We start from the raw sequence: 15,412 nt of genomic DNA, 5'->3' as shown, positions 1-15,412 counted from the left end.
CCTGCGGGTACTTCTGCGCGTGACCACCTCCGACATGACCACGGGGGCGCGCACGGCGTCGTCCGTGCCGCGTCCGCGTGCCGGGCGCCTCGTCATCGCCTCGGTGCCTGCCAACCACGTGTACGTCCGTCACCTCGCGCCCGAGGACGGCTCGGGTCCGGTGCGCCTGCCCGACCCCACGCCTCCGGGCGCGGCCACCACGCAGCAGTGGTGGCCCCCGGTGATGCTCGACGCCGCCTGGGTCGAGGACCACGACTTCGACGTCTTCCACCTCCACTTCGGCTTCGACGCCCGCAGCCCCGCGGACCTCGAGGAGCTGGTCGCCGCGCTCCGCCGGCGTGGCAAGCCGCTGGTCTTCACCGTCCACGACCTGCGCAACCCCCACCACCTCGACCGCGAGGCGCACGACCGCCACCTCGACGTGCTGGTGCCGGCCGCCGACGCGCTGATCACGCTCACGCAGGGCGCCRCCGCCGAGATCCGCGCCCGGTGGGGCCGTGAGGCGGTCGTGGTGCCGCACCCCCACGTCGTACCCCTCGACGTGATGCGCCGCGCCGCCGCCAGTCGCGGGATGCGAGGACGTGGGCCGCGCGACCGCGAGCTCCGCATCGGCCTGCACGTGAAGAGCCTGCGCGCCGGCATGCACCCCCACCCGCTGCTCCCCGTGCTCGTCGACGCGGTCCGCGACCTGCCGGGCGCGGTGCTGCAGGTCAACGGGCACCGTGACGTGCTGCTCCCCGACGGCCCGAGGTACGACGCCGAGCTGGCCGAGGCGCTCCAGCACCACGCCGCCCGCGGCGAGGTCGACCTGCGCATCCACGACTTCCTCGACGACGACGCGCTGTGGGCCTACCTGGCCGACCTCGACGTGTCGGTGCTGCCCTACCGCTTCGGCACCCACAGCGGCTGGCTCGAGGCCTGCCGCGACCTCGGGGCCGCCGTCATCGCCCCCTCGTGCGGCTACTACGCCGACCAGGGACCGGTGCTGACCTACGAGCACGACGAGGACCACTTCGACGCGGCCAGCCTCGTGGCGGCCGTGCGTGAGGTCCACGCCAGCCACGCACCCGCCCCGATCGACGTGGACGCACGACGGCTCCAGCGGGCACAGGTCGCCGCCACCCACGCCCGGGTGTACGACGCGGTCGTGGGTGGTCGACGGTGAGGATCTGCCTCATCGCCTCCAGCCGCTTCCCCATCCGCGAACCCTTCGCCGGTGGCCTCGAGTCGATGACCTGGACGACCGCGCGCGGCCTGGCCGAGCGGGGCCACGACGTCACGCTCTTCGCCGGTCCCGGGTCGGACACGTCGCTCCCGGTGCGCCTGTTGCCCCTGTCGACGGTGCAGGTCAGCTCCGTCGCGATGGCCGACAGGTTCGCGCCCGGACCGGGGTGGCTGGCCGAGCACCACGCCTACCTCGCCCTGATGCTCTCCCTCGCGCGCACCGGCGCCGAGGAGTACGACATCGTGCACAACAACAGCCTCCACCACCTGCCGATCGCGATGGCTCCGGCGGTCGACGTCCCGATGGTCACCACCCTCCACACGCCGCCGCTGCCGATGATCGAGTCGGCGCTGGCGCTGTGCTCGCGCCCGCCGCGCTTCGTGGCGGTGAGCGAGTGGACGGCCAGGTCGTGGCGCCACGCGGTCGACAGCGAGGTCGTGCTCAACGGGCTCGACCTGCGCGACTGGCCGGCCGGACCCGGCGGCGGCCCGGCCGTGTGGTCGGGCCGGATCGTTCCGGAGAAGGCGCCCCACCTCGCGATCGAGGCCTGCCGGATCGCGGGCGTGCCGCTCGTGCTGGCCGGGCCCGTGCAGGACCAGACCTACTTCGACCGTGAGGTGGCGCCGCTGCTGGGCGACGACGCCCACTACGCCGGGCACCTCGCGCAGCGCGACCTGTCCGCCCTGCTGCGGCAGGCGTCGGTGGCGGTGGTGACGCCCATGTGGGACGAGCCCTACGGCCTCGTCGCCGCCGAGGCCATGGCCAGCGGCACCCCCGTCGCGACCTTCGCCCGCGGTGGCCTCAGCCAGGTCGTGTCGCCGCAGGGCGGCGTGCTCGCCGCGCCCGGTGACACAGCGGCCCTCGCCGAGGGCGTCGTGGCCGCGGCACGGCTCGACCGGGACGGCGTGCGCGCCTACGCGGAGTCGACGTGCAGCGCCGACGCGATGGTCGAGAGCTACCTCGACATCTACGCCGAGCTCACCCGCCAGGACGACGCGGCGTGACCCGCGACGGCGCCACAGGGGTCGTCGGCTACTACGTGCACCACGTCGGCAGCGGGCACTGCCACCGTGCCCAGGTGCTCGCCACCCGGCTGCGGCGCGACGGCGTCGCCGTGACCGGGCTGTCGTCCCTGCCGCGGCCCGACGGCTGGGACGGGGACTGGGTGCGGCTGCCCCGCGACGACGACGGCGACCCCCGCGACGTCTCCGCGCACGGCCACCTGCACTGGGCTCCCCTCCTGCACGACGGCACCCGCTCCCGGGCCGCCACCCTCAGCGCGTGGCTGGAGACCGCCCGCCCCGACCTGATCGTCGTCGACGTCTCCGTCGAGGTGCTGCTCCTCGCCCGCCTCCACGGGATCCCCGCAGTCGGCGTGGTCCTCCCCGGACGGCGCGACGACCGCGCCCACCTCCTGGGCTTCGGAGTCGCCGAGGCGCTGGTCGGCTTCTGGCCGCGCGCGGCGCGCGACATGACGCCCGGGCTGCCCAACGACCTGCGCGAGCGGCTCGTGCCGGTGGGGGCGCTGTCCCGCCACCCGGTGCGCACGGAGCCGGAGCATGCGGCCGGGGCGGCCGGTCGTACGGTCGCCCTGCTGCTGGGTTCGGGTGGTCACGACGTCACCGCCGACGACGTACGCCTCGCGCAGGCGGCCACCCCCGACTGGCGCTGGCACGTGCTCGGCGCCGACCGCAGCAGCTGGGTCGCCGACCCGTCGGCGGTGCTCGCCGGCGCGGACGTGGTGGTCACCCACGCCGKGCAGAACGCGCTCGCCGAGACGGCCGCGGCCCGCCGACCCGCGGTCGTCCTGCCGCAGCGTCGACCCCACGACGAGCAGCAGACCACCGGCACCGTGCTGGCCGACGGCTGGCCGGCCGTCGTCCGGCCCGCCTGGCCCGCCGCCGGCGAGTGGGCCGGCGTGCTCGACCGGGCGGCCGCTCTCGACCCCCGCCGCTGGGCGGAGTGGTGCGACGGCCGGGCCGCCGACCGGTTCGCCGGGGTGGTCCTGGAGACCCGCGCGCGCCTCGTCGACCGGACCGCCCGATGACCCGCGTCGCCGTCGTCACGATCGCCCACGGCCGGCACGAGCACCTCGCCGCGCAGCACCGCTCGCTCGCCCGCGGCACCGTCCGGCCCGACCACTACCTCGCCGTCGCGATGGACGACCCCGCCATCGTCGAGGAGCAGGTCGACGGACTCACCCGCGAGGTCGTCGCCGTCGGTCGCGGACCCGCGGGCGGCCTGCCGCTGGCCGCCGCCCGCAACCTCGGCGTCCGCACCGCGATCGACGCCGGAGCCGACGCGGTCGTGCTCCTCGACGTCGACTGCGTGGCCGGGGCCGGCCTCGTGGCGTCGTACGCCGACGTGGTCGCGGCGCGACCGGAGCGCATCTGGTCAGGCCCGGTGACCTACCTCCCGCCCCGCCCCCCGGGCGGCTACCCCGACGACCCGGCCGACCTCGCGGACTGGGACGACCCGCACCCGGCGCGACCGAACCCTGCGCCCGGCGAGCTGCTGGAGTCCGACGACCCCGACCTCTTCTGGTCGCTGTCCTTCGCCGTCGACCCGCGCACGTGGGAGCGCCTCGGCGGCTTCTGCGAGGACTACACCGGCTACGGCGGCGAGGACACCGACCTGGGTCGTACGGCGATCGCCCGCGGCATCGGCCTCGGCTGGGTCGGCGGCGCCCGCGCCTACCACCAGCACCACCCGGTCAGCAGCCCTCCGGTCGAGCACCTCGACGACATCTTGCGCAACGGCCGGCTCTTCCACGAGCGGTGGGGCGAGTGGCCGATGACGGGCTGGCTGGAGGAGTTCGAGCGTCGGGGACTGGTGCGCCGCGAGGATGGGCACTGGACCCGGGAGACACCGCCGAGCAGCACGAAGGAGACGACACCATGAGCACGACGACCCGATCCGTGTCCGCCACGCCCGAGCAGGTGTGGGAGGTGCTGGCCGACGGATGGCTCTACCCCCTCTTCGTCGTCGGTGCGTCCCGGATGCGCGACGTCGACGAGTCATGGCCCGCCGTCGGCTCGAAGCTGCACCACAGCGTCGGCACCTGGCCGCTGCTGATCGACGACACCACGGAGGTCGTCGAGGTCGAGGAGGGCAAGCGGGTCCTGCTGCTCGCCCGCGGCTGGCCCGCCGGTCAGGCCCACGTCGACATCTCGCTGCAACCCGACGGCGACGCCACGGTCGTGACGATCGTCGAGGACGCGACGGCCGGTCCCGGGCTCCTGGTGCCGAAGCCGCTGCGCGACGTGCAGCTGCACTGGCGCAACATCGAGACCCTGCGACGTCTGGCCTTCGTGGTGGAGGGCCGGACGCAGTGAGCGCCGGCTCGCCGGGCACGTACGACGCCGTCGTGGTCGGCGCCGGCCCCAACGGGCTGGTCGCCGCCAACCTGTTGGTCGACGCMGGTTGGCGGGTGCTGGTGCTCGAGGCGCAGGCCACGCCGGGCGGCGCGGTCCGCAGTGACCGCGAGGTGCACCCCGACTTCGTCCACGACACGTTCAGCGCGTTCTACCCGCTGGCCGTGGCCTCGCGCGCGATGACCGGCCTGCGGCTGGAGGAGCACGGGCTGACGTGGGAGCATGCCCCGGCCGTGCTCGGCCACCCCTTCGGCGACGGGCAGTGGGCGGTCCTGCACCGCGACCGCCACGACACGGCCGCCGGTCTCGACAAGCTCCACGCGGGCGACGGCGACACCTGGCTCGAGCTGTGCCGCACCTGGGACCGCATCGGCCCGGCGCTCGTCGACGGGCTCACCTCGCCCTTCCCGCCGGTGCGCGCGGGAGCCCGGCTGGTGCCGGCGCTGGCCCGGACCGGCGGCCTCGACACCGTCCGGCGGCTGGCGACCCCGGTCGCCTCGCTCGGCCGCGAGCTCTTCGCCGGCCCCGCCGCCCAGCTGCTGCTCAACGGCAACGCCGGCCACGCCGACTTCCCGCTCTCCTCGCCCGGCTCGGGGGTCTTCGGCGTGCTGATGACGATGCTCGGCCAGACGGTCGGCTTCCCCGTCCCCCGGGGCGGCGCCCAGCAGCTCACCGACGCCCTCGTCGCCCGCTGCACCTCCCTCGGCGCGGAGCTGGTGACCGACGCCGAGGTGACGGCCGTCGACGTCCGCGACGGCCGCGTGGCCGGCGTACGCACCCGTGACGGGCAGTCGTACGCCACCCGCGCCGTGCTCGCCGACGTGTCGGCCACCCACCTCTTCGGCCGGCTGGTCGCCGAGGAGCACCTGCCCGCGCGCGTCGTGCGCGGGATGCGCGACTTCGAGCTCGACCCCGGCACCGTCAAGGTGGACTGGGCGCTCTCCGGCCCCGTCCCGTGGACCAACCGGCCAGATCGCGCGCCGGGCACGGTGCACATCGCGGACTCCGTCGAGGAGATGACCCAGACCCTGGCGCAGGTGTCGTCGGGCGTGGTGCCGGACCGGCCGTTCCTGCTGACCGGCCAGATGACGTCGAGCGACCCCACCCGGTCGCCCGCCGGCACCGAGTCGTTCTGGGCCTACACGCACGTCCCGCAGCCCACGGAGACCCGCCGCGACGCCGCTGACGAGGTCACCGGCGCGTGGGGCCACGACGACACGCAACGCTTCGCCGACCGCATGCAGGCGCGGATCGAGGCGCGCGCGCCCGGGTTCGGCGACCTGGTCCTCGAGCGCCGCGTGCTCGGGCCCCACGAGCTCGAGGCCCGCAACGCCAACCTGGTCGGCGGCGCCGTGAACGGCGGCACGTCGCAGCTGCACCAGGAGCTGGTCTTCCGGCCCGTCCCGGCGATGCGCGGCCGCGCGTCGACCGGCCTGCCGGGGCTCTACCTCGCCTCCGCCTCCGCGCACCCCGGCGGCGGCGTCCACGGCGCGGCCGGCGCCAACGCTGCCCGCGCCGCCCTCTGGCACCGAAGGATCCGCAGATGACCGAGCACCTCGCCTTCGGCACCCTCACGATCGCGTACGACGACCGCGTCCTGCGGCCGCGCGAGTGGACCGCCGCCCAGTCGGACTGGGCCGCCGACCTGATGACCACCGCGCCCGGCGGGACGGTCCTCGAGCTGTGCGCCGGTGCCGGGCACATCGGCCTGCTCGCGGTCGCCGCCTCCGGCCGCCGGCTGCTCTGCGTCGACGCGAACCCCGTGGCGTGCGACTACGCCCGTGCCAACGCGACCGCCGCCGGGATGGCCGAGCGGGTCGAGGTGCGCGAGGGGCGGCTGGAGGAGGCGCTTGCGCCCGAGGAGACGTTCCCGGTGATCATCGCCGACCCGCCCTGGGTGCCGCGCGAGCAGACGTCGCGCTACCCCGAGGACCCGCTCACCGCCATCGACGGTGGCGACGACGGCCTCGACGTCGCCCGCGCCTGCCTCGCGGTCATCGACGACCACCTCTCCCCCGGCGGCTCGGCCGTGCTCCAGCTCGGCACCCGCGCCCAGACCGAGGCTCTGCGCCGCGAACCCTGCTTCGCCGAGGGCCGGCTCGCGATGGTCGAGGTGCGCCAACAGGTGCGCGGGGTGCTCGCCCGCATCGACCGGGCCTGAGGTCGTACGACACGCCCGCGGGCGGTGTCCCAGCCACACTCGAGCGCTCAGGAATGTGGCTCACGCACCGCCCCGAGCCCGCCGTCGTACGACACGCCCGCGGGCGGTGTCCCAGCCACATTTCCCGCCGTAGGAATGTGGCTCACGCACCGCTCAGCGGCGGGAGTTCAGCTGCGCGGGATGACCTTGTGGGTCCCGTCGCACCAGGGCAGGCGGCTCGACTTCTCGCAGCGGCAGAGGGCGACGACGGGGCGGTCGACCGCGTGGACGGTGCCCTCGAGGTCCTGCACGGACTCGGCGCCGCGGAGCAGCATCGGGCCGTGCGGCACGAGCACGACGTCGGGGTGGTCGAAGTCGCGGTCGCTCACCGCTGGTCCTCCCACGCCCCGAGCATCGCGGTCGCGAAGCGTGCCTCGACGTCGAGGCAGGTGAAGGCGCCGAAGAGGATCTCGGCCGCCTGGTCGGGCTCGTCGTCCGCGAGGGTGCCGCAGATGTCGCGCGCGGCGAGGTGCTCGTGGATCGCGTCGGCCTCGACGTGCTCGTCGTAGTAGTCGGACATCGGGCCCTCGAGCCCGAGCCGGTCGAGCCCCTGCACCATCTTGCGCGAGGGCAGCGAGCTGGTCATCTCGAACGCCGCGAGGTGCCCCATCGCCGCGCCGCGCAGCCGGCGGTGCAGGCCGAAGAGGGAGCCGGCGTTGTTCATCTCGAGGTTCTCCGGGACGGCGTCGTCGACGTAGGCGCCGTACTCCGCCCGCAGCCCGACGGCCTCGAGTCCGCGCGCAAAGAGGTGGGAGTGCAGCCGGTTGGGGTCGCCGTCGCCGTACTCGTCGAACTGCAGCGCCATCAGCGCGGCCTTGGCCCGCACGGGCAGCCGCGGCACGACGAAGGCCGACGGGTCGGACTCCTTGAGGTGGTAGACCGAGCGCTGCCGCAGCAGCTCGAGCACCTGGTCGCGGTCGGCGCGCCGGCGCACGAAGTCGGCCAGCGACGGCCCGTCGTCCGCGGCGACGAGGTCCTCGAGGGCGGTGGGTACGTCGGCGGKGGCCGGCGTCGCGTCGACGCCGGCCTCCGTCCACCGCGCGCGCAGCCGGTCCTCGAGGGCGGTCTCGAGGTCACGGCGTACGCCGAGCAGGTCGGGGTCCCACTCGGCGCGGTCGTCGGCGTCCTCGAAGCCGCGGAACGACAGCTCGTGCAGCGTCCAGAGCGAGATCGACTCGTCGTCCCACGAGTCCGCCCCGGGTGCCGACCCGCTGAGCTCCGGGTCGGCGAGCCGGGCGACGAGCCACTCGCTCAGCCCGCCGCGCGGCTTGGGCAGTCTCACGGCTGGAACACCACCTTCACCATGCCGTCCTCCTTGTCGCGGAACTTGCGGTAGGCCTCGGGGGCGTCGTCGAGCGGCAGGTGGTGCGTGGCGAACGACTCGACGCCCAGCACGTCCTCCTCCTGCTCGAGCAGCGAGAGGATGTCGTCGCTCCAGCGGCGGACGTTGGCCTGGCCCATCCGCACCTGCACCTGCTTGTCGAACAGCTGGAACATGGGCAGCGGGTCGGTGGGGGCGCCGTACACGCCGGAGATGCTGATGGTGCCGCCGCGGCGGACGCTGTCGATGCAGCTCATGAGGGCGGCGAGGCGGTCGACGCCGAAGTTGAGCATCACCTTCTCCTGCACCTTCTTGGGGAGCAGGCCGAGCGCCTTCTGCGCGGTCTCGGCGACCGGCGAGCCGTGCGCCTCCATCCCGACGGCGTCGATCACGCCGTCGGCGCCGCGGCCGTCGGTGAGCTGGCGGACGGCGTCGCCCACCCCGTCGACCTCGGTGAAGTCGATCGTCTCGGCGCCGCGGCCGTGCACGCGGGCGAGCCGCTCACGCACGGAGTCGACGACGATGACCCGCAGGCCGCGGTGCAGGGCGATCCGGGCCGCCATGTCTCCGATCGGGCCGGAGCCGACGACCAGGAGCGTGCCGCCGTCCTCGACGTCGGCGTACTCGACGGCCTGCCACGCAGTGGGCAGCACGTCCGAGAGGAACAGGAAGCGGTCGTCCACCGGGCCGTGCGGCACCTTGATCGGCAGCGTGTCGCCGAACTGCACCCGCAGCAGCTCGGCCTGCCCACCGGGCACCTGCCCGTAGAGCTTGCTGTAGCCGAGCAGGCTCGCGCCGGTGCCGGTGTCGCGGTTCTGGGTGGTCTCGCACTGGCTGTGGAGGCCGCGCGTGCACATCCAGCAGGTGCCGCAGCTGATGTTGAACGGCACCACCACGCGGTCGCCGGCGACCAGGGTCGTGACTGCGGACCCGACCTCGCGCACGATGCCCATCGGCTCGTGCCCGACGATGTCGCCCGTCGTCATGAACGGGGCCAGCGGGTCGTAGAGGTGCAGGTCGGACCCGCACAGCCCGGTCGACGTCACCTCGATGACGACGTCCGTGCGTTCCTCGATGACCGGGTCCGGGACCTCCTCGACCTGCATGTCCTGCTTGCCCTGCCACGTGACTGCCTTCATCGAGCGGTGACCTCCTCGGTCGGTCGTACTGCCTCTGATTCGGTGGGAATGCGTGGACAGCCAGTGCCCCCGGACGGCGCCGTCCATGCGTCCCCCGGGCCTGACCGCGGCCCGGCCGCGGACGACCCGCCCGTTGGCAGGTGGTGCCTCCCCTCGCCGTCTGTGAACCTCGGAGCATGGACGACCAGCCCTCCCCCGAGCACCGCCGGCCCGACGGGGTCACCGACGCGACCGTCGAGGCGGTTGGCAAGCTCTCTGCGGCCCTCGACCACGTCGAGGACGCGCGTGGCCACCTCTACGCCTTCCACCGCCTCATGGGCAGCGCCGAGTCGACGTTCGAGGAGGCCGAGGAGCTCGTGCGCGAGGCCGGCCATGACGACATCGCCGACGCGATGGACCGCGACGTGCTCGGCCAGAACCCGCTGCCGGGGATGTGGTCCTTCCAGATGGTCGAGGCCTTCGACGACGGCTTCTACGACCGCGCGAAGGCCCTGCACCAGCGCGCCCTCGACGAGCTGATGGACGGGCAGCGCCACGTCTTCGAGGCGGAGATGAAGGAGCTGCGACGCACCCGCGGGCGCGAGGGCCACGAGGCGAAGCCGGCGGACGTCGAGGGCGACCCCGAGTACGACGACTGAGGGCGGCGAGGAGCTAGCGCGAGCCGCGCAGCTGCGGGAGCACGTCGGACCCGTAGGCCGCGATCAGGTCGGCGTAGTGCGGTCCCATGTTGGCGACGTACACCTCGTCGAAGCCGGCGTCGACGAACGGCGCGTAGGCCTCCACGTGCTCGGCGACGTCGGGCCCGAAGGCGCCCTTCTCGGCGAACGCCTCGCGCGTGACCAGCTCGCTGGCCTGCTCGAAGTGCTGCGGGCTGGGCAGCACCTGGCTGAGCTCGCCCGGGACACCGGAGTTCGGCCACAGCTCGTACGCCGCGTCGATCGCCTCGTCGCGGGTGGGACCCCACGCGACCTTGAAGCCCGCCTGCGTCGGGGCGTCGGCGCCCCTGGCGGCACGGAACGTCTGCACCGCCTCGGCGTCGGGCTGGGTGGTAATGAAGCCGTCGGCGATGCGGCCCGCCACGTCGAGCGCCTTCGGGCCGAAGGCGCTCATGTAGATCGGCGGCGGCTGGTCGGGCAGCGTGTAGATGCGGGCCGTGTCGACGGTGTAGTGCCGCCCCTCTCGGGACACCACCTCGCCCGTCCACAGCGCGCGGATCACCTCCACGGCCTCCTCGAGCATCTCGAGCCGCAGCTCGGCGTGGGGCCACACGTCGCCGAGGACGTGCTCGTTGAGCGCCTCACCGGTGCCCACGCCGAGGGTGAAGCGGCCCTCGCCGAGCAGCACGGCGGACGTGGCCGCCGCCTGCGCGACGATCGCCGGGTGGGTGCGCACCGTCGGGCAGGTGACGGCGGTGGTGACCGGGAGGTCGCACACCTGCGCAACCGCCCCGATCATCGACCACACGAACGGCGACTGCCCCTGGGCGTTGTTCCACGGGTGGAAGTGGTCGCTGATCCACAGGCTGTCGAACCCCGCCCGCTCGGCGAGCCGCGCCTGCTCGAGCAGCTCGTCGGGGGTGTACTCCTCGCAGGAGAGGAAGTAGCCGAAGCGGGTCATCAGCGCCCGGCGTAGGCGCTCACGCGGGGACGGGTCTGCTGCTCCGGTTCGTGGGACATCAGCAGCCCGTGCTGGATGGCCCAGAGCACGGCCTGCGAGCGCGAGGTCACCTCGATCTTGGAGTAGGCGCCACGGATGTAGGACTTCACCGAGTTGATGCTCAGGTTGGTCTCCTCGGCGATGTCGCGGTTGGCCTTGCCGGCCGCGATCATCGAGAGCACCTCGGTCTCGCGCTGGGTCAGCGGCCACTTCTCGGCCGCCGCCTTCTCCGCCTCGGCCTGGCCGGTCCACGCGTCGACGACGACGCGGCCGTCGGCGACCTGGAGCAGGTTCCACACGAGGCGCCGGGCCGGCAGCCACTTGCTGACGAAGCCGGCAGCTCCGCGCGACATCTCGGTGGAGACCGCCTCGGGGCTGCAGTCCCAGCCGAAGGCGACCATGCGGGTCGGGAAGCGCTGCGGGGCGGGGCGTACGCCGGCGGTGCGGCGGTGGGGTTCGTAGAGCGTGAGGTCGCACAGGGGAGCCGGACCGTCGGCCCGGTGTGCCACCACGGTGATCAGCGCGGAGTGGGGCTCGAGCATGGCGCGGAGGCCGTGGACGACGAGCTCGCTCTCCTCCATGATCGCCACCTTGACGTGGCGGGTGACGGGGGCAATAGGTCGTTGCATGGGCGTTCAGTACCCCGATGGGCGGGGCGCATGCGCCCCGGAAGGTGAAGTCCTGGGCCATTCCTAGGCCAGCAGCACCCGGGCCACGCAGGCCGCGTCGGACTCGGAGACGCCGGCACGCTCGGCGGCCTCACTCAGCATCACTGCCGCCATGTCGGTGGTGACCGCCATCCGCGCCGCGACGAGGCCCACGGCCACGTCGATGAGGCGCTGCTCGCGGAGCTTGGCGGGTGCGTGCTGCGCGCGGCGGAGGGTCTCGAACCCGAGGTCTGCGTTGGTGACCGCGCCCGCCTGCCATGCGCCCAGCGCCTCGACGAGGCCCTCGATCCGGTCGCTGAACGCGTGGGCCGTGGAGGCGTAGAGGTCGATGTTGAGCACCGCGCGTCCCTGCTCGACGACCGGCAGGCACACGGTGCTGGCGATGGAGCCGAACGCCCGCTCGCGGGCCATGTCGGCCCAGTCCAGCTCGTCGAGGGGATGGGCCTCGCCCGGTGGCGGACCGGGGCCGGCCTCGCGGGTCTCGTACGCCGGGACCTCGTCCTGCGCAGGCACGCTGGTCGCGTCCCGGTCGACCAGGGTGAAGGTCAGGTCCTCGTCGAGCAGGGTGACACTGAGCGCGACGCAGTCCGGCACCGAGCGCACGGCCCAGCCCTCGATCACCCGCAGCAGGCCTTCCATGTCATCGATGGACGCCGTCACGTACTCGTCCAACGCCTCCCGACTCTGCGGCAGCAGCTCCATGACGATCCCCTCGACACATCGGTGTTGCCTGAGCCCTTGATGCTCCTCCGACGGCAAAGACCACACCACACCCGCGCGGGCGGTGACGCATGGTGCCCCGTCCCGCGGGGTACGACGCGGCCGTGAGCGCGGAGAACCGACACCTTCCCATCGTGGTCCTCGACCTGGACGGCACGCTCGTCGACTCGGTCTACCAGCACGTCGTCGCCTGGCACGCGGCGTTCCACGACGTCGGCCTGCACGTGAGCGCAGCACGCATCCACGAGACGATCGGGATGGGTGGCGACCGGGTGGTCGCCCAGGTCGCCGGGGACCCGGCCGAGGCAGCCGTGGGCGAGGACGTCCGCAGGTTGCACGACGACTACTTCCGCTCGTACCTCCGCACGGTGTGCGCCCTCGACGGGGCCGCCGACCTGGTGGAGGCGCTCGCAGGCCACGGGCACCGGCTCGTGCTGGCCAGCTCGTCGGAGGCCGACCTCGTCGACGACCTGCTCGAGCTCGTCGGCGTACGCCACCACCTGACGGCGGTCGTGACCGGATCCGACGACGCCGCGACCAAGCCCGCGCCAGACATGGTCGAGCTCGCGATCGAACGGGCCGGTGGCGGCCAGGCGATCGTCATCGGCGACGCCGTCTGGGACGTGCTGTCCGCCGAGGCCGCCGGGGTGCCGTGCCTCGGGCTGCGCAGCGGCGGCGTCAGTGCCGAGCGGCTCAGCTCCTCAGGCGCGTCGCGGGTCTACGACGGCCCGCGCGACCTGCTCGACCACCTCGAGGGCCGAGCGCTGACGCTGCCGGGTGGCTCGACGACCTGATCAGCCGCGGGACACGTGGTGGGCACGTACGAAACCCGCCGGAGTCACCTCGCACGGCGTACGGGAGGTCAAGACCGGCGGGTCTCGCGTTGGTCGCCGGGGTCGTGGCGGGACAACCCCGGCGCGACTGAGGTGTACCCCTCAGGGGTGGAGTGCATACGCCCCCCGACTGAGAGCCGGCCGACGGGGTACGGGAACCGCGACCTGAGACGTCCCCGCACCCCCCCCAGGAGGAAGAGATGAGTCCGTCCGACGACCGGTCGCAGGAGCCCTGGACCGACCCGCAGACCCACCTCGACACCGACCCGGTGAACGCCGAGGAGAGTCCCACCGACGACGACGCCGAGGAGGACGAGTCGTGACCTCGCTCTGGCTCGACCGGGCGTCGCCGATCGCCGACGACCCGCTGCCCGGCTCCGGGGATGCCCTGGACGCCCTCGTCGTGGGTGCCGGGCTGACCGGCCTGACCACCAGCCTCCTGCTCGCCCGCGCCGGGCTGCGGGTCGCGTGCGTCGAGGCCCGCCAGGTCGGCGCGGTCACCACCGGCCGCACCACCGGCAAGGTCTCGCTGCTCCAGGGCACGCACCTGTCCCGCATCCGCAGCCACCGGTCCGAGGAGGTCGCGGCGGCCTACGTCGACGCCAACCGCGAGGGCATGGAGTGGCTGCTGCGGTTCTGCGACGACCACGCCGTCCCCTACCAGCGCCGCACCGCGGTGACGTACGCCGCCGACGAGCAGGAGCGCTCGTCGGTCGAGAAGGAGCACCGGGCCGCCGCCGCGCTCGGCCTGGCCGTCGAGTGGCGCGACACCCTCGACGTGCCCTTCCCCCACGTGGCCGCGACGACCCTCGCCGACCAGGCCCAGCTCGACGCCATGGACGTCCTCGCGGCGCTCGCCGAGCAGCTGCGCGCCCACGGCGGCACCCTGCACCAGGGCCAGCGCGTGCGATCGGTCTCGAAGGGCGGGCGGCCGACCGTCCGCCTCGAGGGCGGCGAGACGCTGACCACCGACCACCTCGTGCTCGCCACCGGCACCCCGATCCTCGACCGCGGGCTGCACTTCGCCCGGCTCGAGCCGCAACGCTCCTACGTGCTGGCCCTCGACGGCGCCGGGCCGATGGAGGGGATGTACCTCTCGGCCGGGTCCGACGCCCGGTCGGTGCGCGATGCCCCCGGCGGCACGCTCGTCGTGGGCGGCGCCGGCCACGTGGTCGGTCGTACGGACTCCCACCTCGTGCACCTCGAGCGGCTCCGGGGGTGGGCGGCGAAGTGGTACCCCGCCACCACCGAGACGCACCACTGGTCGGCCCAGGACTACAGCAGCCCCGACGGTGTGCCGTACGTCGGACCGCTGCGGCGGGGCGGCGACCGGATCCACGTCGCCACCGGCTACGAGAAGTGGGGTATGACCAACGCGGTCGTGGCCGCCCGCGCGATCTCCTCCGACATCCTCGGCGACCTGCCGTGGTGGGCGCAGACCCTCAGCGGCCGGTCGCCGTCGGCCTCCAACGCCGCCGAGATCGCCCGGATCAACCTCGGCGTCGGCGCCGCTGTCGTCACCGGGGCCGTGCGCACCGCTCGCGAGCGGCTGCCCGGCAACGCCGGACCGGCCCAGGCCAACCAGTGCGGCATCGTCGGCGTCTGCACCCACCTCGGCGGTCTGCTGAAGTGGAACGACGCCGAGGAGACGTGGGACTGCCCGCTGCACGGCTCCCGCTTCTCGCCCGACGGCGAGGTGCTCGAGGGTCCCGCGACCCGGCCGCTCCTCAAGCGCCCGAGCGCCGCCGAGTGAGGTCGTCCTAGCGGTTGGCGCAGACCAGGTCGGCGGAGAGGGCTGCCTCGGCGGAGAGCTCGACGTCGGGGCCGCAGACCAGGTCGAGGGGGTCGGCCGCCTCCTCGACGGTGGCCACGGCCTCGTCGAAGGCCGGGACCACGTCGGCGCAGGCGTGCTCGAGACCGATGCGGGTGAGGCTCGAGGTGGACAGGTCGCCGCTGAGCGCCAGCTCGACGGTCCAGTCGCCGGCGTCGGTGCGGACGCAGTCGGCGGTCGCGGTCTGCCGCAGGGCGGCGAAGTCGAAGGTGCCGGTGCCGAGCTCGTCCTCGAGCGCTGACTGCCAGTCGGCGAGCGCCTCGCCCTCGGCCCGCGAGGCCGTCTCGGACGCCTCGGTGGTGGCGTCGGCACCCCCGCCACAGGCGGTGAGGGCGGGGACGAGCAGGACGACCAGGAGTGCGGCGGGGGCGAGGGGGCGGAGGGCGGGAGCGCGCATGGCGGGCAGGCTAGGAGCCGGACGACGGACCCGTCCGGGGTTCGTTAC

Annotated in this window: 18 protein-coding genes; 11 read left to right on the top strand and 7 right to left on the bottom strand. The window is 73.9% G+C overall.

Annotated elements, in window-relative coordinates:
• Window positions 1–19: 19 nt before the first annotated feature.
• The 7 genes from ACXJKB_RS11420 to ACXJKB_RS11390 are packed head-to-tail and all read left to right on the top strand — an operon-like array spanning window position 20 to window position 6,760.
• Window positions 20–1,165 carry a glycosyltransferase gene (locus ACXJKB_RS11420; RefSeq protein ID WP_457188388.1) on the top strand — a complete coding sequence of 382 codons (1,146 nt, stop codon included), beginning with the start codon at window positions 20–22 and terminating at the stop codon, window positions 1,163–1,165.
• The gene (locus tag ACXJKB_RS11415) at window positions 1,162–2,229 is read left to right on the top strand and encodes a glycosyltransferase family 4 protein (protein ID WP_457188386.1); all 1,068 of its coding nucleotides are present in this window, start codon (window positions 1,162–1,164) and stop codon (window positions 2,227–2,229) included. The genes ACXJKB_RS11420 and ACXJKB_RS11415 overlap by 4 nt, the downstream gene beginning before the upstream one ends.
• Window positions 2,226–3,272, top strand: a complete 1,047-nt coding sequence (locus tag ACXJKB_RS11410) for a hypothetical protein (RefSeq protein ID WP_457188384.1) — start codon at window positions 2,226–2,228, stop codon at window positions 3,270–3,272. The genes ACXJKB_RS11415 and ACXJKB_RS11410 overlap by 4 nt, the downstream gene beginning before the upstream one ends.
• Window positions 3,269–4,126, top strand: coding sequence for a glycosyltransferase family 2 protein (locus ACXJKB_RS11405; protein WP_457188382.1), 858 nt, complete (start codon window positions 3,269–3,271; stop codon window positions 4,124–4,126). Before ACXJKB_RS11410 ends, ACXJKB_RS11405 begins: the two co-directional genes overlap by 4 nt.
• The gene (locus tag ACXJKB_RS11400; RefSeq protein ID WP_457188380.1) at window positions 4,123–4,560 is read left to right on the top strand and encodes an SRPBCC family protein; all 438 of its coding nucleotides are present in this window, start codon (window positions 4,123–4,125) and stop codon (window positions 4,558–4,560) included. The genes ACXJKB_RS11405 and ACXJKB_RS11400 overlap by 4 nt, the downstream gene beginning before the upstream one ends.
• The gene (locus ACXJKB_RS11395; protein ID WP_457188378.1) at window positions 4,557–6,146 is read left to right on the top strand and encodes a phytoene desaturase family protein; all 1,590 of its coding nucleotides are present in this window, start codon (window positions 4,557–4,559) and stop codon (window positions 6,144–6,146) included. The genes ACXJKB_RS11400 and ACXJKB_RS11395 overlap by 4 nt, the downstream gene beginning before the upstream one ends.
• Window positions 6,143–6,760 carry a methyltransferase gene (locus tag ACXJKB_RS11390; protein ID WP_457188376.1) on the top strand — a complete coding sequence of 206 codons (618 nt, stop codon included), beginning with the start codon at window positions 6,143–6,145 and terminating at the stop codon, window positions 6,758–6,760. Before ACXJKB_RS11395 ends, ACXJKB_RS11390 begins: the two co-directional genes overlap by 4 nt.
• Before the next feature lie 167 nt (window positions 6,761–6,927).
• Here the strand turns inward: ACXJKB_RS11390 and ACXJKB_RS11385 are convergent, their stop codons facing one another.
• From ACXJKB_RS11385 to ACXJKB_RS11375, 3 genes are read right to left on the bottom strand one after another with little or no spacing between them, the layout of a single operon-like run.
• Window positions 6,928–7,128 carry a CDGSH iron-sulfur domain-containing protein gene (locus ACXJKB_RS11385; protein WP_457188374.1) on the bottom strand — a complete coding sequence of 67 codons (201 nt, stop codon included), beginning with the start codon at window positions 7,126–7,128 and terminating at the stop codon, window positions 6,928–6,930.
• Complete coding sequence (locus tag ACXJKB_RS11380) at window positions 7,125–8,081, bottom strand: iron-containing redox enzyme family protein (protein ID WP_457188372.1); 957 nt, start codon at window positions 8,079–8,081, stop codon at window positions 7,125–7,127. The genes ACXJKB_RS11385 and ACXJKB_RS11380 overlap by 4 nt, the downstream gene beginning before the upstream one ends.
• Window positions 8,078–9,259: an alcohol dehydrogenase catalytic domain-containing protein gene (locus tag ACXJKB_RS11375; protein ID WP_457188370.1), complete on the bottom strand. Its 1,182-nt coding sequence runs from the start codon at window positions 9,257–9,259 to the stop codon at window positions 8,078–8,080. The genes ACXJKB_RS11380 and ACXJKB_RS11375 overlap by 4 nt, the downstream gene beginning before the upstream one ends.
• Before the next feature lie 176 nt (window positions 9,260–9,435).
• On the opposite strand from ACXJKB_RS11375, the gene ACXJKB_RS11370 reads away from it, so the two are divergent.
• Window positions 9,436–9,897 (top strand): hypothetical protein, encoded by a 462-nt coding sequence (locus ACXJKB_RS11370; RefSeq protein ID WP_457188368.1) that lies wholly within the window; start codon window positions 9,436–9,438, stop codon window positions 9,895–9,897.
• Window positions 9,898–9,910: 13 nt separating this feature from the next.
• Here ACXJKB_RS11370 and ACXJKB_RS11365 read toward each other — a convergent pair whose 3' ends face one another.
• The 3 genes from ACXJKB_RS11365 to ACXJKB_RS11355 all read right to left on the bottom strand — a co-directional run bounded on the left by ACXJKB_RS11365 (window position 9,911) and on the right by ACXJKB_RS11355 (window position 12,285).
• Window positions 9,911–10,876 (bottom strand): TIGR03557 family F420-dependent LLM class oxidoreductase, encoded by a 966-nt coding sequence (locus tag ACXJKB_RS11365; RefSeq protein WP_457188367.1) that lies wholly within the window; start codon window positions 10,874–10,876, stop codon window positions 9,911–9,913.
• Window positions 10,876–11,544: a response regulator transcription factor gene (locus ACXJKB_RS11360; RefSeq protein WP_457188365.1), complete on the bottom strand. Its 669-nt coding sequence runs from the start codon at window positions 11,542–11,544 to the stop codon at window positions 10,876–10,878. The genes ACXJKB_RS11365 and ACXJKB_RS11360 overlap by 1 nt, the downstream gene beginning before the upstream one ends.
• A gap of 63 nt (window positions 11,545–11,607) precedes the next feature.
• The gene (locus ACXJKB_RS11355; RefSeq protein ID WP_457188363.1) at window positions 11,608–12,285 is read right to left on the bottom strand and encodes a hypothetical protein; all 678 of its coding nucleotides are present in this window, start codon (window positions 12,283–12,285) and stop codon (window positions 11,608–11,610) included.
• 122 nt (window positions 12,286–12,407) lie between these two features.
• Between ACXJKB_RS11355 and ACXJKB_RS11350 the strand changes: the two genes are divergently transcribed.
• The 3 genes from ACXJKB_RS11350 to ACXJKB_RS11340 all read left to right on the top strand — a co-directional run bounded on the left by ACXJKB_RS11350 (window position 12,408) and on the right by ACXJKB_RS11340 (window position 14,889).
• Entirely contained in the window at window positions 12,408–13,097 is a 690-nt protein-coding gene (locus tag ACXJKB_RS11350) for an HAD family hydrolase (protein WP_457188361.1), read from the top strand.
• 239 nt (window positions 13,098–13,336) lie between these two features.
• Window positions 13,337–13,459 carry a hypothetical protein gene (locus tag ACXJKB_RS11345; RefSeq protein ID WP_457188359.1) on the top strand — a complete coding sequence of 41 codons (123 nt, stop codon included), beginning with the start codon at window positions 13,337–13,339 and terminating at the stop codon, window positions 13,457–13,459.
• Window positions 13,456–14,889 (top strand): FAD-dependent oxidoreductase, encoded by a 1,434-nt coding sequence (locus ACXJKB_RS11340; RefSeq protein WP_457188357.1) that lies wholly within the window; start codon window positions 13,456–13,458, stop codon window positions 14,887–14,889. The genes ACXJKB_RS11345 and ACXJKB_RS11340 overlap by 4 nt, the downstream gene beginning before the upstream one ends.
• A gap of 7 nt (window positions 14,890–14,896) precedes the next feature.
• Here the strand turns inward: ACXJKB_RS11340 and ACXJKB_RS11335 are convergent, their stop codons facing one another.
• Complete coding sequence (locus ACXJKB_RS11335) at window positions 14,897–15,364, bottom strand: hypothetical protein (protein ID WP_457188355.1); 468 nt, start codon at window positions 15,362–15,364, stop codon at window positions 14,897–14,899.
• Window positions 15,365–15,412 lie beyond the last annotated feature (48 nt).

The organism is Nocardioides sp. P5_E3, from assembly GCF_054049275.1.
Note: the sequence above shows the minus strand (reverse complement) of the source record. Positions and strands in the feature narration are given on the sequence as shown.

What these genes read in the sequence shown, in the direction of transcription:
- ACXJKB_RS11405 (WP_457188382.1), top strand. Translation starts at nt 3,269, where the DNA reads ATGACCCGCGTCGCCGTCGTCACGATCGCCCACGGCCGGCACGAGCAC.
- ACXJKB_RS11375 (WP_457188370.1), bottom strand. Translation starts at nt 9,259, where the DNA reads ATGAAGGCAGTCACGTGGCAGGGCAAGCAGGACATGCAGGTCGAGGAG.
- ACXJKB_RS11345 (WP_457188359.1), top strand. Translation starts at nt 13,337, where the DNA reads ATGAGTCCGTCCGACGACCGGTCGCAGGAGCCCTGGACCGACCCGCAG.
- ACXJKB_RS11370 (WP_457188368.1), top strand. Translation starts at nt 9,436, where the DNA reads ATGGACGACCAGCCCTCCCCCGAGCACCGCCGGCCCGACGGGGTCACC.
- ACXJKB_RS11360 (WP_457188365.1), bottom strand. Translation starts at nt 11,544, where the DNA reads ATGCAACGACCTATTGCCCCCGTCACCCGCCACGTCAAGGTGGCGATC.
- ACXJKB_RS11400 (WP_457188380.1), top strand. Translation starts at nt 4,123, where the DNA reads ATGAGCACGACGACCCGATCCGTGTCCGCCACGCCCGAGCAGGTGTGG.
- ACXJKB_RS11355 (WP_457188363.1), bottom strand. Translation starts at nt 12,285, where the DNA reads ATGGAGCTGCTGCCGCAGAGTCGGGAGGCGTTGGACGAGTACGTGACG.
- ACXJKB_RS11365 (WP_457188367.1), bottom strand. Translation starts at nt 10,876, where the DNA reads ATGACCCGCTTCGGCTACTTCCTCTCCTGCGAGGAGTACACCCCCGAC.
- ACXJKB_RS11335 (WP_457188355.1), bottom strand. Translation starts at nt 15,364, where the DNA reads ATGCGCGCTCCCGCCCTCCGCCCCCTCGCCCCCGCCGCACTCCTGGTC.
- ACXJKB_RS11390 (WP_457188376.1), top strand. Translation starts at nt 6,143, where the DNA reads ATGACCGAGCACCTCGCCTTCGGCACCCTCACGATCGCGTACGACGAC.